We start from the raw sequence: 17,632 nt of genomic DNA on the forward strand, positions 1-17,632 counted from the left end.
GTCATTCGATTAACCAATCAGGAAGGTGAGATGTTTGAGAAAGCATATGAACAAATCAAAAAAGAGTTTCATGATCATCAGTAGTTTACTGATCATCGGCAGTTTAGGCTGGACGAGTGCCTGGGGGGTTGCTCGTCGTGAAGAACCTTCCATCACTCAAATAACTTTGCAAGATCTGCAACCGAGAGCAGATTTTTACTTAGTAGGAGTCGTTGAACCAGCAAGAACGGTTGAAGTCAAGGTGGATAGCTCAAGAGGATCAGTTGTTGAGAAAAAAGTAGAGGCAGGGGATCAAGTCAAAGCAGGGCAATCTCTTTTTGTTTACTCTAACCCTGAGGGGGCTTTGGCCATTAAAGAAGCAGAACAGGCGACGGCAAATCGCTCGAGAGCTGTGGAACAAGCAAGACGGCAAACGAATCAAAAATGGGAACAATACAATAAGGTAACGAATCAGCTGGAGGAGACGAAACAAAAAATTGCCAGTGCGGAAGAAGAGGACAAAGAAGGGCTGGAAGATCGTAAAACCGATTTGGAAATGCAGCAAAGTCAATTACTGTTAGAAGCGCAAAACTTGGAAAGCAGCATTGGCGATGCCGAATTAGAGCTGGAACGGGCAGAATTAGAACTACGTTCAGTCAAAGAGCAACATGGCTCAGACGTCGTGGAAGCCGAAATTGATGGAATCGTTAAAGACGTGGACGAGCGACAAATGAATCGAAGCGCAAGTGAAGCGGCCCCAGAGAATCCTTTTATGACGATCGTTGATACCAGTCGGCTTTTTTTAAAAGGGACTGTGGATGAATTTCGCCGCAATCAACTTGAGCCTGGTCAAAAGGTTGAACTTAGAGACCGTAATGGCGGCAGTCAGCGATGGACTGGAAAGATCACCCGAGTTGGGGATATGAAAGAGCCTTCGGTAGTGGTTGAAGAACAAGGCGCAAACCCCAATTTGTCGCAATTTAGTTTTGAGGTCGTTTTAGATGAAAGTGAAGAGCCACCTAGTATTGGCATCCATTGTTTTGTAGAACGCATTGAGGAAGAGCAAACCGCGATCAAGCTGCCCAAATCTTTCGTGTTTTATGAAGAAGATAGGCCCTTCATCTACGTCGTTGAGGACCATAAAATCAGTAAACTATCCGTGGAAATCATGGAAGATGAAACGGATGAAGCCATGTATCTGTTAGAAAGTGAACTGGGTATGCAAGTGGTGCTCGTCTTCCCAACAGTTCGGATCCAAGAAGGAATGGATGTGAAACCAAATGATCCAACTGATTGATGTCTGCAAAACGTTCCCACAGGGCACTAGCGAAATTCACGTTTTGAAAAAAATCAACTTAACAATCAATGCTGGCGAGTTTGTTTCCATCATGGGCCGATCAGGATCAGGCAAGTCGACCTTGATGAATATTATTGGCTGTTTAGACACGCCAACAACGGGTAGCTATCTACTTGATGGTGAAAATACCAGTCAATTGAGTGAAGACGAACTGTCCGAGATCCGCAATCAAAAAATCGGCTTCGTGTTTCAAAATTTTGAACTGTTGCCCAAACTATCCGTTTTACAAAATGCTGCCTTACCGCTCTTGTATGCTGGTGTCAATCAGGAAGAACGAACGACTCGAGTTATTCACGCTTTAGAAAGTGTCGGATTGAGGGATCGGATCGATTTTAGGATCAATCAGTTGTCAGGGGGGCAAAAACAACGAGTAGCGATCGCTCGGGCATTAGCAGGAGAAGCAAATGTGATCTTAGCGGATGAGCCGACGGGTTCTTTAGATATCGCTAATAGTCATGAGATCATGGCGCTATTTACTAAGCTGAATCATCTAGGAAAAACAGTGGTTTTGATTACCCACGAACAAGAAGTCGCGGACTACGCAAAGCGGCAAATCGTCATTAAAGATGGTGAAGTTGTTGAGGAGGGCACAAGATGACGGAAAATATTCGCTTAGCCATTCAAGCAATCTACCAGCATCGTTTGCGTTCCTTGTTGACGATGCTAGGAATCATTGTCGGGATTGCCTCCATCATTTCCATTGTGAGTATCATCAACGGAAATACTGAGAACATGAAAAAGCAGCTGATTGGTGGTGATACTAACTCGATGCGGATTGAATATGACGCCAGAAGTGCTTTTTTAGCGGGCGAAAGCGGCAGAAATGATCGTTTGCCTGATTATGCCCCGCAACTATCAGAAGGAGAGCTGCAAAAGCTGTTGACTATTGATCACGCCAAGAACGTTAGCTTGTTCTATGAAGCCAATCTGACAGTTTTCCAAAGAGATCAGCAAACCGATACGACAGTGTTAGGCATGGATGGCGGGTTCTTTGAAATTTTGCCCCATACGATCCTTGCTGGCAGAGCAATGACTGAAACCGAATTGCAGACACAAAAGCAAGTTGCGGTGATTACGAAAGATTTGGCGGAAATTTTTTTCTCGTATCGTGATCCTATCAATCAACTGATCGAAATCAATGGGACGCCCTTTCGCATCGTTGGCGTAGCTGTTTCTGACACGGAGCAACTGTCAGGGAAATATGTCTTCATCCCTCGAGGCAGCCAAAGTTTCGTCGAAGGAAAGCTCAACCAAAGGCCAACAGTGCTGTTTCAGGCAACGAATGCGGACGTCTTAGAATCAGCAGTCGTTCAAGCCAGCCATGAATTGACCAAGAGTATTCCGCCTTCAGATTTTGTTTTTTCCATCCGCAACTATGATGAAGTGCAGAAAATGACCGATGATATCAATCGATCGAATATGATTTTACTGGGGGGAATTGCTAGCATTTCCTTACTCGTTGGTGGGATCGGAGTAATGAATACGATGCTGGTCAGTGTGACAGAGCGTACCAGAGAGATCGGTTTGAAGAAAGCATTGGGTGCCAAACGTAAAGTGATTTTGCAGCAATTTTTGACAGAAGCAATCGTTTTATCGGTGATCGGGGGGCTGATTGGCATCTTCGTCGGTCTGTTGATCAGTCTGATCGCTTTGCGTCTGTTAGAGTATCCGATGACGATCTCATTGTTATCCATTTTGATCAGTGTGTCATTTTCAATTCTGATCGGTACTATTTTTGGTTACTTGCCCGCTTATAATGCGTCGAAATTAAAACCGATCGAAGCATTACGCTATGAATAAAAGGAAGGTGTTTTTTATGATAAAAAAACAAACAGCAATTATTTTGTTTGTGGCATTACTTAGTGGTTGCGGTGTTGCTGCGAATGACCCACAGACAAACAACGACAACGTACCCATCAACAACCAAATCAATACGCCGCAAGCGCAAACACAATCAAGTCAAAGTGGAGACGAGACGCAAAATAATCACGATCAAACCGATCAAACCGATCAGACAAAAGCGCAACAAGTGACTCAGACAGATGCAGAGCGAGCGAATGAGGAATTGGCACAAGCAGATGAAACGGGCACACTCATTCTTATTGATGATGATCGTTTTGAGATGGAATTGACGAACATTTCTCAAGGAACAGGGGAAGACGGCGAAGTCTTTGATATGGCGATCGCATCTGAGGAAAGATTATCCTTTACGATTACTAGCGAGACTGAGATAAAAGTAATTCTATATGATGCACAATCGCATAATTCTCGAATCGTGGAGGGGTCACGTGCGGATCTGCAGCTTGAACGATCGGTAAGTCTTTATGGGCAGCGAGTAGGGGACACCTTTATTGCCACGAAAGTCCTCGTCTTACAAATCAATTAATCGTTATGCTTAAAAGACAACGAAAACAATATTCGCCTGACAAATCACAAGATGATTTGTCAGGCGAGTGTTTATTTTCTGGTCAATTTTACCACTACTTCGCAGCGGGCGGTTTGTGGAAACATATCTACTGATTGCAGATATTCTACGTGAAACACTTTGGCTAATTGGACCAAGTCTCTTGCTAAAGTAGAAACATTACAAGATATATAGACCATCTTCTTCGGTGGTTGTTTCAGCAAAGCTTGCAATAATCGTTCATCCAAGCCTGTCCTTGGCGGATCAACAATGATGCTATCAGGTTTGAAGCCTTCATTGAACCATTTTGGTAAGAGCTCCTCAGCAGTTCCCGTTTCATAATGGGTATTTTGGGCACCAATGCGGCGTGCATTTTCTTGGGCATTTTCAATTGCTTGAGGAATAATGTCCATGCCGCGGACTTCTTTGGCATAAGGAGCCACGCTCAACCCAATCGTTCCCACACCGCAATAGGCATCAACGACTGTTTCATTTTTGCTCAAGTCAAGGGCTTTTAACCCTTCTTGATACAAGATGCTGGTTTGCTGTGGATTCAGCTGGAAGAATGCGCGGGCGGACAAGTCGAAGGTCAGTTCATTCAACCGTTCTTCGATCGCTTCTTTGCCCCAAAGATGAATCGTTTCCTCTCCCATGACGACGGACGTTTTTTTGTTTTGCACATTTTGCATGATGGAAACGACTTGCGGCAAGCGCTGATTGATCTCGCGAATCAGCGCATTTTTTTGCGGCAGTTTGACAGAGTTGGTAATAAACACGACTTGAACTTCGCCAGTCGCGATCCCGATACGAACCATCAATGTCCTTAGAATCCCGCTGTTCTTGCGTTCATCGTAAATCGGGATCTGGTATTTATTCAACAATTGGACAATGCCGTTGATCACTTTTTGCGTATCTTGTTCTTGTACGAGGCAATCATCAATGGCGACTAAGCGATGAGATTCCATTTCGTATAAACCCGCTTCGATTCGTTTGGTTTGACTGTTGTAACGCAATTGAAATTGTGCTTTGTTGCGGTAATGCCAAGGAACATCCATGCCTAAAGTATCTCTTAGTTCAAACTGTTGGTAGCCTTTTGGCTTGAATTTTTCAAGTGCTTGTTTCAAAAGGTCTTTTTTGAAGTCTAATTGTTTGTCGTAGACTAAGTGCTGCAATTGGCAGCCGCCGCACCGGTCGTAAAACTTGCAGGGTGGTTGGATGCGATCGCTGCTTGGCTTGATGATTTTGGTCATCTTGGCTTCAGCAAAGCGGGGAGATGCTTTGGTGACTTCGGCAATGACCTGTTCCCCCGGTAGAACACGGGGAACAAAGATGATCAACTTTTTGTAATACCCAATGCCTTCTCCGTTGATCCCCAAGCGTTTGATCGTTAGTTGTAGTTTTTGTCCAAGCTGGACTTGTGTATTTGCCATGTGAACTCCTTAAATAAAATAGTCAGTTCATTTTACCACATTTTTTCAGCTTGATTAGAAGGAATTTCATCGTAGTTGTGGTAAAATAGAATGTACGTTCGCGAGGTGAAGAAGATGAATACAATTATTCGTATCAATAAAGGAAAAGGACCATTTTATGAAGTGGCGACATCAGAAGGTGAAACGCTGCGGGTCTCAGAAGATCTTTTGGTCCGTTTTCGGCTATTAAAAGGCAAGGAACTGAGTGAAGAAGAATTAAAAGAAATCAAAAAAAGTGCGGGGTTTGATTTAGGATTGCAGCAAGCCATGAACTATATCAGCTATCAGCTGCGTTCTGAAATGGAAGTCCGTACCTATTTGAAAGACAAAGAAATCGAAAAACAAGACCGAGACTTAGTCGTTGAACGTCTGAAAGAGTTGAATTTGATCGATGACAAAAACTACGGAGAAAGCTACATTCGCACCCAAGTCCGTATGAGTGATAAAGGACCCGTGGTCATCAGTCAGCAATTGAGAAAAAAAGGATTAAAAGATTCCGTGATTCAGGAAGTATTGCCTTTGTATACCGAGGAAATGCAGTTTGAAGTCGGTTATCATACGGCTGAAAAAGCGATGCGTCGTTTTCACAATAAAAGCCATAAAGAAATGATCCAAAAGATAAAAATGCATTTGATGCAAAAAGGTTTTCATCAAGGAGTCATTCAGATGATTTTGGATGAATTACCGATGGAAAAAGATGAGGACCAAGAAAATGAAGCGCTCCAAAGAGAAGGTGCCCGACTTATACGGCGGCATCAGCGGTTAGCGTTGATGAAACGAAAAATGAAAATCAAGCAAGGCCTTTATCAAAAAGGGTTTGCCATCGATGATATACAACGATTCTTAGATGAGGAAGTAATGGATGAGTAAGCAGTGGGAAACTTGGGATGAAGAAAAAATCAAGACGTTCCAAGAAACATTTTTAACTTGGTATCATAAAGAAAAACGCAATCTCCCTTGGCGGGCGACCAACGATCCGTATGCAATCTGGATCTCAGAGATCATGCTTCAACAAACACGAGTGGAGACAGTGATTGGCTATTTCTATCGTTTTATGGAACAATTCCCGACGATCCAAGACTTGGCGGCAGCCGAAGAACAAAAGCTTTTAAAGGTTTGGGAAGGTTTAGGTTATTACTCTCGTGCTCGTAATCTTAAGGCTGCCGCCCAGCAAATCGTTGCCGAATTCGACGGAGAAATGCCCCAATCAATTGAAGAGATTCGCTCATTAAAAGGAATTGGTCCCTACACAGCTGGAGCCATTGGCAGTATAGCTTTTGGCTTGCCAGAACCGGCAATCGATGGAAATGTGATGCGGGTCGTCAGTCGGTTATTTTGTATCGAAGCAGATATTGCGAAAGCCAGCAGCCGAAGACCATTCGACGAGGCGATGAGAACGATCATTTCTCCCGATGAACCCGGCGAGTTTAATCAAGCCTTGATGGATCTTGGCTCACGAATCTGTACACCCACCACACCGAAATGTGAAGAGTGTCCCATCAGTCAGTATTGTCTTGCTTATGCGGAGAATCGACAAACAGACTTTCCAGTGAAATCGAAAAAAGCAAAGCCAAAAGATGTCTATTACATCGCAGGCGCCATCGAAGATCAAGGCTCGTTTTTACTCGTGCAGCGACCTGAAACAGGCTTATTGGCTTCTATGTGGCATTTTCCGTTGGTAGAAGTGTCGAAAGAACAGTACGAGGCTCTGCAGCGAACATGGGCAAAAGAGGAGCAGCTGCAGTTGGATTTGATTGCCGAAGATGATGCGCTCGAAATTTTTCCTGATCTGCCTGTCGTTTGGCAAAAACGACATTTTGGCGAGATCACTCATATCTTTAGTCATTTGAAATGGCACGTCCTTTTATTTTACGGCAGAAAACGTGGAGAGCTCACGTTACAAGACAGCGAATGGGCAGCAAAAGAATCCTTTCAAAACTATGTTTTCCCAAAACCCCAGCAGAAATTGGTGGATCAATTAAAGAAATATCAGAAACTCGATAAAGATTTCTAGGCAAAGCTTTCTTTTATTGCTATAATATTAACGATGTCGGTGTAATGAACACCCAAACAAAACGCAAGTTTTCTTGCTGAGGGAAGGGTTGCTATGCGAGTTCCAAAAGAAGGAGAGTTTGTCAGCATTCAAAGCTACAAACATGACGGCAATTTGCATCGAACGTGGCGGGATACGATGGTCTTAAAGACCAGTGAATTCTCAGTGATAGGGGTCAACGATCATACATTAGTGACCGAATCAGATGGAAGACGCTGGGTTACCCGTGAACCAGCAATTGTATATTTTCATAAAAAATACTGGTTTAATGTTATTGCAATGATTCGAGAAAAGGGGGTTTCCTATTATTGTAATCTTGCTTCACCGTATTTACTTGATGAAGAGGCATTGAAATATATCGATTATGACCTTGATATCAAAGTATTTCCTGATGGCGAGAAACGTTTACTAGATGTGGATGAGTATGAATTGCACAGTAAGATTATGCAATATCCACAAGACATTGATTTTATCTTGAAAGAAAATGTCAAAATTTTAGTAGATTGGATCAATAATGGCAAAGGACCCTTTTCGCAAGGGTATTTGGACATTTGGTATGATCGCTACAAGCAGTTGTCTCAAAAATAAGTGAAATGGGTCGGATCGCTCATTTTTCCCGAGAAACTTCAACCATTTCGGTTGAAGTTTTTTTGTGCTGTGAGAGGGTTGCTTCTAGCAGTTGCCTTTAAGTTCTGTTTAAGCTGCTAGTCCCATGATAGAAAGACCAAGAAAAAAGTGGGGGAAGCAAATGAAGAAAAAAGGGAAGCTTGTTATCGGTACTACCATGATTCTACTTTTTGCGGCAGGTTTTGCTGTGTTGAGAAATGATCATTTTGTTCAAGAAGAGACCCAAGAAAGCACGGCTCAAACCGAGTCGGACGCTCAAGCAGAAGAGGTCGCACAAACGGCAAGCATGGTCCAAATTTACGTGGATCCCTCAGAATACGATGCAGCGATTGAAAGTGAGAACGATTATGTATCGATTTATCAGACAACAAGTCAAGAAACCGTCATCGGGAAGATCCACCGTGGAAGTTGGGCAACCGTACTTAGTCAAACAGAAGAGATGGTTGAAATCCAAACTGACGATGGAATAACGGGTTACATTGAAAAGCATTCTGCATCCATCCAAGAAGTTCCACTTTCGGAGACTCCAAAAAAATTGTCAGACTTTAAAGTCGTTCTTGATGCGGGGCACGGCGGCGAAGATTCTGGGGCACTGTCAACGGATCAAACGATCATGGAAAAAGATTTGACGTTAGCCACCGTCCAAACGATCGGCGAAGTACTGACCCAAGCGGGAATTCAAGTCAGATATACACGCACCGAAGATCGCTATTTAGCGCTGTCTGAAATTACTGCAGCTTCACTCTCGGAGGAACCAGATCTATTTATCAGCATTCATTTCGACAATTCAGAGCTACCAAACAGCAATCAAGGACTGACAACTTACTATTACTATACTGGGGCAAAAGAGATGGCAGAAACGATCACTTCCAGTTTGAGTAGTTCAGTGGCATTGAGTTCCAACGGCACTCGTTTTGGTAACTATTATGTTTTACGAGAGCAATATATTCCAGCAGTTTTGTTGGAGTTAGGTTATTTGAACAGTGACAGTGATTTAGCGGTGATTACAAGTGAAGGCTATGATCAAAGGGTGGCGCAAGCGTTGCTTACAGCGATTGAAGAGATCGTTGAAGCAGAGGAATAAAAAGCAGCGACCCCAAAACAGAGAAAGGATCTGTTTTGGGGTCGCTGTTTTAAGTAATCACAGCTCGTTAAAAGGTTTTGCTCATTTTGATATGGGGCATATCCGCGTCTAAAAAGACATCGCCTTCAGGCTGATAACCTAACTTCAAGTAAAATTCTTTGGCAGTTAACTGTGCCCCTAATGTGACTTTTTTGATTCCTTGTTTTTGAATGAAAGCTTCCGCTCCCTCGATCAACTGCCTGCCGTAGCCTGAACCTCGATGAGCAGCTGGCACCGCCATTCGCTGTAATTTCACCTCATGATCAGAGATCGGTAAAAAACGTAAGGTTGCGACTGCTTCATTGTCATCGTCATATAAGACGAAATGAACAGCCAATGCCTCATTTTCATCTACTTCTAATGCTAATGGAACCCCTTGCTCTTTCACGAACACTTGATTTCGTATTTTCAATGACGCCAAATAGATCTCACTTAGCGTATCTTTTGTTTGTGCGATATGCATAAAAAAAACTCACCTCAGCTATGATTTCTCCGTTATTTTTATTAGTATACCACTTTTTTTACAAATTTCTTTTTTTGCGGCTAAAGTCGCAAGCTTTTTTTTACAAAATCAACTATAATGTTATAAAAAAGGGAGGGAATCTTTTGTTCGACAAATTCAAACAATCAAAACTGTTCTTTTGGTCATTGGAAGCATTGGTTTTAGTGACACTCGTGTTTGTGTTAAGTAAAGTCAATTTTCTATTTGCACCGATCGGCACGTTTTTTTCTACTTTATTTGCACCAGTATTGATTGCTGGCTTTCTGTATTATCTGCTAAATCCAATCGTCCTATTTTTGATGAAAACGACAAAAATAAAACGACTGTTTGCTGTCATATTGGTTCTATTGTTATTAGTAGCAGCAATCATCTTGATTTTTGTCAGCGTTATTCCTAATCTGGTGAGTCAGATTACTTCATTGGCGGAAAATATTCCAACATTTGCCAAAAATATGGAAAGCTGGATCTCAAGAATCGCAGATGATCCATTTTTCAAACAAATCGATATCGCGCAGCAGTTAGAAAACCTAAATCTTTCTTATGGTTCTTTGCTGCAGCAGTTTCTTAGTGGGTTATCCACTAGCTTAGGATCGATCGTCAGTACGATTGCTTCCGCGACGATGATCATCGTTACAGTCCCATTCATCCTTTTCTACATGTTGAAGGATGGAGAAAAGCTAGTTCCTAATCTGAAAACTGTCTTTCCAGAAAGAAGACGAGACCAGATTGTTGGGTTGCTAGGTGACTTAAACAAGACTCTATCCAATTACATCAGTGGGCAAGCGATCGAATGTATTTTCGTCGCTACCTTCACGTTTATTGGGTACTGGATGATCGGCGTCAACTATGCCTTTCTTTTTGGGGTGATCGCAGGGGTCACAAACTTGATTCCTTATTTAGGTCCGTATCTTGGCTTGATTCCAGCAGTCTTAGTGACGGTGTTTGATGAACCGTTCCGCGCATTGCTGTGCTGTGTCGTGGTACTAGTCGTCCAACAATTAGATGGAAATGTTATCTACCCGAATGTGATCGGAAAATCATTAGCGATCCATCCATTAACGATCATCTTGGTTTTATTGGTCGCTGGAAATCTGGCAGGTTTGCTGGGAATTTTCTTAGGAGTACCGTTTTACGCAATTTGTCGGACGATCGTGGTCTTTATTGTTCGTCTGATCAAAGATGACAAAATCAAGAAAAATCAAGAACGGTTGATCGAGTAATCAATGACTGGTGTTTTTTATTGCAAAGAAAAAAACTTTGTGATAGGATTTTATCGTGGGCTAAGCCCACGATTTTTTTTAGAATATGAAAAAATAAGGAGAGAATGCTATTATGAATGCTGACCCCGAGAGTCAGTCGCTTCTAGCGCAAATTTTATTATTGATCGTTTTGACATTGATCAACGCTTTTCTAGCGGCCTCTGAGATCGCAGTCGTCTCAGTCAACAAAAACCGTGTGGAGCAAAAAGCGGAAGAAGGAAATGTCAAATCACAAAAATTATTGAAAATCATTGATAATCCAACAAATTTCTTGTCAACGATCCAAGTTGGGATTACCTTGGTGAATATCTTATCTGGGGCATCTCTGGCAGATACCTTGTCGACCCGTCTGGCACCTTTATTAGGTGGAGGAACGGCGGCTAAAAGCTTAGCGAACATTATCGTTTTAGCGATCTTGACCTATGTGTCGATCGTTTTCGGTGAGTTGTATCCAAAACGTATCGCCATGAACAAATCAGAAGAAGTTGCCCAGTTCACTTCTGGTGTGATTCGAACGATCGGGATTATTGCAAAACCCTTCGTCTGGTTCTTATCTGCTTCAACAAGCTTATTGGCGCGGATCACTCCAATGGAATTTGACGATGAAGACACAAAGATGACCCGTGATGAAATGCGGTATATGTTGGAAACAGAAGGAGTCTTTGAAGAAGATGAATTAGAGATGCTGCAAGGGATCTTTTCATTAGATACGAAAGTCGCCCGTGAAGTCATGGTTCCCCGAACCTCTGCCTTTATGGTGGATATCAATGACTCAGTAGAAGAAATTTTGACTGAAATTTTAGCAGAAAATTATTCTCGTATTCCTGTATATAATGAAGATAAAGACAAAGTCGTTGGGATTTTGCATACCAAAAACCTTTTGAAATGTGCCTACAAATACGGCTTTGAAACAATGGACATCAAGCAGATCTTGCAAGAACCACTGTTTGTTCCAGAAACAGTCTTTATTGATGATTTGCTTTATGAATTAAAGAAAACCCAAAACCAAATGGCGATCTTGCTTGATGAATACGGCGGAGTCGTTGGGTTAGTTACGTTAGAAGACTTGCTTGAAGAAATCGTCGGTGAGATCGATGATGAATCCGATGAGGTCGAAGAGCTTTATGAAAAAATCTCTGATAAAGAATACGTGATCCAAGGTCGGATGCTGATCGATGATTTCAATGAAGCTTTCAATATGAGCTTGCATATGAGCGACGTCGATACGATGGCAGGCTACCTGATCACTGCTTTAGGAATGATTCCAGATGAAGGAGAAAAACTTTCCTTTGAAGTCGATAACGTGAAATTGATTTCTGAAGAAATGGAAGGATCACGTGTCTTGAAGATCCGTGTAATCTTCCATGATCCAGAAGAAGGCGAAGTGGAACCAGAAGAAGAACGCCGCTATTTCCGCAAAGATTTTGAGGAAGATGAGCCTCGCCGTTAAAGTTACGCATGAATGAAATGAGAAAGACCAAGGCATCTGCTTTGGTCTTTTTTGTTCCTTTTTTTTACTTATTCCCCTTGATTTGTTTGTAAGAAACGGTTACGATAAATCTAATCAATAATACAGTTTGAAAACAGATAAAAAAACACGTGTATCTTATCGTTAAGCAGTTTGATTGCAATTTTCCGTAAGAAAAGCGAGAATATCCATAGAAATCTAATGAGAACGAGGGGCTTGAAATGAAATTTTACCGTATGCTTAGTGAGGATATCCGTTACAATTTGGCAACTGAAGAGTATTTAATGAATAACGTAGATGTTTCAGAACCTTGTCTTCTGTTATACATACAAAAACCATGTGTTATAATCGGCAGAAATCAAAATGCGTATCAAGAGATTGATTTTGACTATTTAAGGAGTCGCAATATCGTGTTGACTCGCAGGACATCTGGCGGTGGAGCAGTTTATGACGATCTAGGCAACATGAGCTTTAGTTTTGTCACCAAAAAAGATGCCACGAGTTTTGGTGACTACCAAAGTGCAACACAACCGATCATGAAAGGCTTAGCGGCAATGGGAGCCAAGGAGGTAGAAGTACATGGCCGCAATGATCTGTTCATTGATGGGAAAAAGTTTTCTGGCAATGCGATGTATACAAAAAAAGGTCGAACGTATTCTCATGGCACATTGATGTATGATGTGGATCTAGAAGAATTAACAAAAGTCCTACACGTTGCCCAAGAAAAAATTGCCTCTAAAGCAACGAAATCCGTACGGAAAAGTGTGACGAATATTAAACCGTATTTGGCAGAACAATACCAATCAATGGATACCAAGGCATTTCGAGATACACTCCTTTGCCGAATCTATGAAGTAGAATCGATTGATGAAATCAGTGAGCAAGAGATCGTCTTGACGGATGCGGATCGCCAAGCAATCCAAACGTTGTTTGAAGAACGTTACGCGAACAATGAGTGGATTTTTAATGAAGCGCCTGCTTTTGAATGGCAAAAAAGAAAGCGGTTTGCGCAGGTTGGGATCGTTGAAGTCGATTTTACTGTCAACAAAGGCAAGATTGCAGCGATTCAAATTACCGGTGATTTTTTTGGACAAAAAGAGATCAGTGAACTTGAAGCGATGCTGCAAGGTATTGATTTTGAACAAAACACCATCAGCCGCTTGCTAAAGGATATTGCCATCGAGCAATTTATCCATCAGATGACTAACGCTGAATTTCTTGCGTTGCTGTTTGATTAGGAGGAAAAAAGATGCTAGAAGCCATCAACATCACAAAGCGTTACGATCGAAGCGTCCTAGATGGTCTCTCTTTTGCTGTTCAGCCGGGGGAAATCGTTGGGGTCGTCGGCAAAAGCGGCTCGGGGAAATCAACGTTGCTTCGGCTTTTGAACTTAATTGAGACACCTGACAGTGGGGAGCTGCTCTTTGACGGGAAACGAATCGATCCCTTAAACAAAAAGCAACTGCTACATGCGCAGCAGGAAATCGGCATGATTTTTCAAAATTACAATCTGCTACACAATCGAACCGTTTTTGAAAATGTCTATTTGCCCTTGAAGTTAATGGGGAAATCATCGGAGAAGGTGTTGGAGATGCTTTCATTTGTTGGGATGGAAGACAAAGCTGACAGTTATCCAGCCAAGTTGAGCGGTGGGGAGAAACAACGAGTAGCTATCGCACGGGCGTTGATCCGTGAGCCGAAAATCTTGCTGTGTGACGAACCCACTAGTGCGCTGGATGAAGATACGAAAGCCGATGTACTTGCTTTACTGCAAAAAGTTCAACAGACGTTTCAGCCAGCAGTCATTTTCGTTAGTCATGAGCTAACCGCAGTCAGACATATTTGTCAACGTGTGTTTGTATTGGAAGATGCCGTCTTTGCGGCGGAATTTGTCAATCATCCGCAGCCAATTGTCCGCAAAGAAAGCTCTTATGTGGACAAAGTGGAGAGGAGTTTGCTGCATGACGATCAGTGAGAGTATTTTGTATTATCTGCCTGAATTACTTCAGTCTTTGAAAGAAACAGCGATCATGATGGGGATTTCGATGCTCGCAGCCATTGTCTTAGGACTACCGCTAGGTGTCTGGCTCTTCCTTAGCCGCAGTCGTGGAAAAAAAATCTCATTTCTTTATGAGGGTTTGAATCTCGTTGTGACGATCATCCGCTCGTTTCCGTTTCTATTATTTGTCGTAGCCTTGATCCCACTGACGCGAATGCTTTTAGGCAGCTCATTTGGACCGATTCCCGCCAGTTTCCCTTTGAGTATCGTTGCTATGAGTATTTTTGCTCGCTTGACGGAGCAAGTACTGCTGGATGTCCCAGAAGAAGTTTCTTATTTGGCGAAATCCCTTGGCGTCAGTCAATGGCAATACGTTTGGTCGTTTTTACTAGTGGAAGCTAGAAGCGGCTTGATTTTATCTTTAACGACGACAGCAGTCAGTATGGTTTCTTATTCGACGGTGATGGGGATCGTCGGCGGTGGTGGTATCGGCGATTTTGCGATCCGCTATGGCTATCAACGATATGAATATGGCGTCATGTATTTTGCAATTATCATCATGATTCTTTTGGTCTTTATCCTGCAAGGGATTGGCAATCAAGCAGCAAGAAAACTTGATAAACGAAAATAGGAGGAATGAAAGTGAAAAAAGGATTTGTTTTAGGATTGAGTGTATTGGCATTAGGTGTATTGGGGGCTTGCGGTACGGGTTCGGATGAGGCGAGCGAAGAGAAAATCATCAAGGTCGCTTCGCAAACGACGCCAATGACCGATGTCGTAAAAGTTGCAGCGGAAGCAGTGGAAGATGGCTGGGAAATCCAGTTGGTCCAAGTCAATGACAATATCCAGTACAATGAGCTGCTGAATAATGACGAGGTCGATGCCAACTTTGCGCAACATGAACCATATATGCAAATGTATAATGAAGAAAAAGATGCAAACCTAGTGGCATTAGATAAAATCTACAACGCAAAAGTCGGTTTTTATTCCAAAGAGTATACGGATATCAATGATATTCCAGAAGGAACAAAAGTTGCATTGCCGAATGATGTGTCTAACGAAGGTCGAGCGTTAGCGATTTTAGCAGAAGAAGGATTGATCACTCTTAAAGAAGGCGTTGGTGTCAATGGAACACTTAAAGACGTTACCGAAAATCCCAAAAACTTTGAATGGTTATCTGTTGATTTACTGAATCTTGCGGAAGCCTATGATGAACCGAATGTATCCTTGGTATACAACTACCCAACCTATATCGCGAAAATCGGTTTGAAACCAGCCGATGCCCTTTTCTTAGAAAAAACGATCGATGATCGCTTTGCTATCTCATTGGTTGCTCGAGAAGACAATCAAGATTCTGAAAAAATCGCCGTTTTGCGCCGTGCCATGACTAGCGATAAAGTTCGCGAATTTTTAGAAAACGACCATAGCGATACCTTATTGCCAGCATTTTAATTTATTTCCATCAAATGGAAAGAACGCCCTTTGCCTAACTCTGTAAAAGAGAGTAGTCAAATGCTGGGCTCCCCGTCAAGTGGACAATGAAATAGAATAAAATTATTTTGACGACTGTCTACCGAAATTCGGTAGGCAGTTTTTATGTTTTTTACTTTGTTTAACCTCAACTTTGCTCGACTGGTCTCCTTCTTGGTTAAGCGGATTTATTCTATTCGCTTGTCTAAGAGGGGGAGTGATTAAGCTGCCATTAATAATTCTTGATGAACTTGGATCGGTGTTTTGCTCTTCAAACATCGTTGATAGCGACCATTGTTGTAATAGTTCATGTATTTCTCGATCATTTCAACGAGACTTTCTCTACTGATAAACTTTCGCCGATAATATTTTTCTCGCTTAAGCATTCCCCAGAAACCTTCCATTGGACCATTATCGGTACAACGGGCGACACGAGACATACTCTGCTTCATTTTCGCTTTCTTTAGCTTTGTGCAAAAAACTTTACTTGTATATTGAAATCCGCGATCGCTATGAAATAGCGGATGAGCGGTTGGTTCGGCGGCGACTGCTTGATCGAAGGTATCAAAGACTAATTTATTGCCATTTTTGTCGCTGATGACAAATGAAACAATGCGACGATCGGCGAGATCGAGAATAGCGCTCAAATAGATTTTCTTCACTTCGGCCCCTTCATAATACTTGAATTCACTCACATCTGTTAGCCATTTTTGATTCGGTTGATCCGCATAGAACTTTCGATTCAAATAATTTTTCGCAATATGATACGGAGTCTTGGATGCCTTAGTGATACTATTCCCTGAATGCTTGATGGTTGATTGGATTTGAAGTTTGCGACAGATTCGAAGAATACGCTTGTCATTCACTTGAAAGCCATAATCATTCACGAGATCTTCACAGATTCTGCGATATCCTTTATCGTTGTCTGCTTCATAAATATAACGAACAAGGTCTGCCAACTGTTCATTCAACACCACTTCAGGCAGTTTGGGATTTTTTAACCAACAATAATAGGCCGATCTTGTGACATGGAGCAGTGTACACATGGTGTTAATTGGATAGCTTTTTGTCTCGTGCAGCTCTTTGATCGATTGGTATTCAAACGTATGACGAACTAATTCAAATCCCGCCTCCTTTCTAACTCGCTGACTTTTTTTAACAGGTCATTTTCCATTTCAAGCAACTTGATCCGTCGTTCTTGTTGAGCCAGTTTATCGCGCATTTCTTCTTCGGGTGTTCTGGCAGGTTTACTTCCCGCTCGTTGCCCTCGACGGTCTTCTAAGCCTTTTTCTCCCATCTCGTCGTATTTCAACACCCAGTTCCGAATTTGTTGGTAAGAGACTTGGTACTGAATTGCGGTTTTCCCATAGTCTCGACCGTTGATAATACAGTCATGCACAATTTTAATTCGTTCATTCAATGTTGTTTTTCTGGATTTACTCATTCTACTTCCACCACTTTCTGATTTGAAGTTTCTATGAGTATTATATATCTTTAACCAGTCTTCTAATTGTTTTTTGTTACGAAGCCCGTATTTCTTGGCGACAGCTCTTAAGCTACCATGTGTTCCAGCTAAATAATCATGGACCGCATTCAGTTTCAACTCTGTTGAGTATGATTGATTCCTTTTTGTAGGGAGTAAACCTGTGGGTCCTTCATTCTCATAAAGAGTGATCCACCTTTCTATCGTACTGAAACTTACTTGTGCTTCTTTGGCCAGGCTGTTTATGCTAGCTTCATTTTTTAAAGCTCTTTCTACAAAAGCTAGCCGTTCTTCTGAACTTAATTTCATTTTTCCTCTAGACATACAAACTCCCCCTATATAAGCCACTTTATATTTCAGTGTCCTATATAGGGGGAGCATATCAAAAGGGGGTTCTTGTCTTTTTTTGCTTTTTTATCACCCTTATCCATGATATACT

General features: G+C 42.0%; 18 protein-coding genes. 14 read left to right on the plus strand and 4 right to left on the minus strand.

Annotated elements, in window-relative coordinates:
- Positions 1–46 precede the first annotated feature (46 nt).
- Genes A5867_RS08415 through A5867_RS08430 form a run of 4 tightly spaced genes read left to right on the plus strand, consistent with a single transcriptional unit; the run spans position 47 to position 3,722 of the window.
- On the plus strand, positions 47–1,276 hold the full coding sequence (locus tag A5867_RS08415) for an HlyD family efflux transporter periplasmic adaptor subunit (RefSeq protein WP_087627368.1): 1,230 nt from the start codon (positions 47–49) through the stop codon (positions 1,274–1,276).
- The gene (locus tag A5867_RS08420; protein ID WP_087627369.1) at positions 1,260–1,934 is read left to right on the plus strand and encodes an ABC transporter ATP-binding protein; all 675 of its coding nucleotides are present in this window, start codon (positions 1,260–1,262) and stop codon (positions 1,932–1,934) included. The genes A5867_RS08415 and A5867_RS08420 overlap by 17 nt, the downstream gene beginning before the upstream one ends.
- Complete coding sequence (locus A5867_RS08425; RefSeq protein WP_087627370.1) at positions 1,931–3,136, plus strand: ABC transporter permease; 1,206 nt, start codon at positions 1,931–1,933, stop codon at positions 3,134–3,136. Before A5867_RS08420 ends, A5867_RS08425 begins: the two co-directional genes overlap by 4 nt.
- 16 nt (positions 3,137–3,152) lie before the next feature.
- Positions 3,153–3,722, plus strand: a complete 570-nt coding sequence (locus A5867_RS08430) for a hypothetical protein (RefSeq protein WP_249270031.1) — start codon at positions 3,153–3,155, stop codon at positions 3,720–3,722.
- A gap of 71 nt (positions 3,723–3,793) precedes the next feature.
- On the opposite strand, the gene rlmD is transcribed toward A5867_RS08430, so the two are convergent.
- Positions 3,794–5,170, minus strand: coding sequence for a 23S rRNA (uracil(1939)-C(5))-methyltransferase RlmD (gene rlmD, locus A5867_RS08435; protein ID WP_081117300.1), 1,377 nt, complete (start codon positions 5,168–5,170; stop codon positions 3,794–3,796).
- Between the two features lie 114 nt (positions 5,171–5,284).
- Between rlmD and recX the strand changes: the two genes are divergently transcribed.
- The 4 genes from recX to A5867_RS08455 all read left to right on the plus strand — a co-directional run bounded on the left by recX (position 5,285) and on the right by A5867_RS08455 (position 8,973).
- Complete coding sequence (gene recX, locus A5867_RS08440) at positions 5,285–6,079, plus strand: recombination regulator RecX (RefSeq protein ID WP_170927521.1); 795 nt, start codon at positions 5,285–5,287, stop codon at positions 6,077–6,079.
- The gene (gene mutY / locus A5867_RS08445) at positions 6,072–7,223 is read left to right on the plus strand and encodes an A/G-specific adenine glycosylase (RefSeq protein WP_087627373.1); all 1,152 of its coding nucleotides are present in this window, start codon (positions 6,072–6,074) and stop codon (positions 7,221–7,223) included. The genes recX and mutY overlap by 8 nt, the downstream gene beginning before the upstream one ends.
- A 93-nt stretch (positions 7,224–7,316) precedes the next feature.
- Complete coding sequence (locus A5867_RS08450) at positions 7,317–7,850, plus strand: DUF402 domain-containing protein (RefSeq protein ID WP_087627374.1); 534 nt, start codon at positions 7,317–7,319, stop codon at positions 7,848–7,850.
- A gap of 160 nt (positions 7,851–8,010) precedes the next feature.
- Positions 8,011–8,973: an N-acetylmuramoyl-L-alanine amidase gene (locus A5867_RS08455; protein WP_034858007.1), complete on the plus strand. Its 963-nt coding sequence runs from the start codon at positions 8,011–8,013 to the stop codon at positions 8,971–8,973.
- A gap of 67 nt (positions 8,974–9,040) precedes the next feature.
- On the opposite strand, the gene A5867_RS08460 is transcribed toward A5867_RS08455, so the two are convergent.
- Positions 9,041–9,475 (minus strand): GNAT family N-acetyltransferase, encoded by a 435-nt coding sequence (locus tag A5867_RS08460; protein ID WP_016610225.1) that lies wholly within the window; start codon positions 9,473–9,475, stop codon positions 9,041–9,043.
- Positions 9,476–9,618: 143 nt separating this feature from the next.
- On the opposite strand from A5867_RS08460, the gene A5867_RS08465 reads away from it, so the two are divergent.
- The 6 genes from A5867_RS08465 (at position 9,619) to A5867_RS08490 (ending at position 15,692) form a co-directional block, all read left to right on the plus strand.
- Entirely contained in the window at positions 9,619–10,734 is a 1,116-nt protein-coding gene (locus A5867_RS08465) for an AI-2E family transporter (protein WP_010748066.1), read from the plus strand.
- 112 nt (positions 10,735–10,846) lie between these two features.
- On the plus strand, positions 10,847–12,223 hold the full coding sequence (locus tag A5867_RS08470) for a hemolysin family protein (protein ID WP_005225867.1): 1,377 nt from the start codon (positions 10,847–10,849) through the stop codon (positions 12,221–12,223).
- 239 nt (positions 12,224–12,462) lie between these two features.
- Positions 12,463–13,479: a lipoate--protein ligase gene (locus A5867_RS08475; RefSeq protein ID WP_087627375.1), complete on the plus strand. Its 1,017-nt coding sequence runs from the start codon at positions 12,463–12,465 to the stop codon at positions 13,477–13,479.
- Between the two features lie 11 nt (positions 13,480–13,490).
- On the plus strand, positions 13,491–14,216 hold the full coding sequence (locus A5867_RS08480; RefSeq protein ID WP_087627376.1) for an ATP-binding cassette domain-containing protein: 726 nt from the start codon (positions 13,491–13,493) through the stop codon (positions 14,214–14,216).
- Positions 14,203–14,871 (plus strand): methionine ABC transporter permease, encoded by a 669-nt coding sequence (locus A5867_RS08485; RefSeq protein ID WP_010748069.1) that lies wholly within the window; start codon positions 14,203–14,205, stop codon positions 14,869–14,871. The genes A5867_RS08480 and A5867_RS08485 overlap by 14 nt, the downstream gene beginning before the upstream one ends.
- 5 nt (positions 14,872–14,876) lie before the next feature.
- Positions 14,877–15,692: a MetQ/NlpA family ABC transporter substrate-binding protein gene (locus A5867_RS08490; protein WP_016610206.1), complete on the plus strand. Its 816-nt coding sequence runs from the start codon at positions 14,877–14,879 to the stop codon at positions 15,690–15,692.
- 239 nt (positions 15,693–15,931) lie between these two features.
- On the opposite strand, the gene A5867_RS18095 is transcribed toward A5867_RS08490, so the two are convergent.
- Both A5867_RS18095 and A5867_RS18100 read right to left on the minus strand, forming a co-directional pair.
- Entirely contained in the window at positions 15,932–16,798 is an 867-nt protein-coding gene (locus tag A5867_RS18095) for an IS3 family transposase (RefSeq protein ID WP_309543749.1), read from the minus strand.
- Positions 16,799–16,824: 26 nt separating this feature from the next.
- Positions 16,825–17,517 (minus strand): helix-turn-helix domain-containing protein, encoded by a 693-nt coding sequence (locus tag A5867_RS18100; RefSeq protein ID WP_087627365.1) that lies wholly within the window; start codon positions 17,515–17,517, stop codon positions 16,825–16,827.
- Positions 17,518–17,632: the final 115 nt, after the last annotated feature.

The organism is Enterococcus sp. 6D12_DIV0197, assembly GCF_002174385.1.
GTDB lineage: Bacteria > Bacillota > Bacilli > Lactobacillales > Enterococcaceae > Enterococcus_D > Enterococcus_D casseliflavus.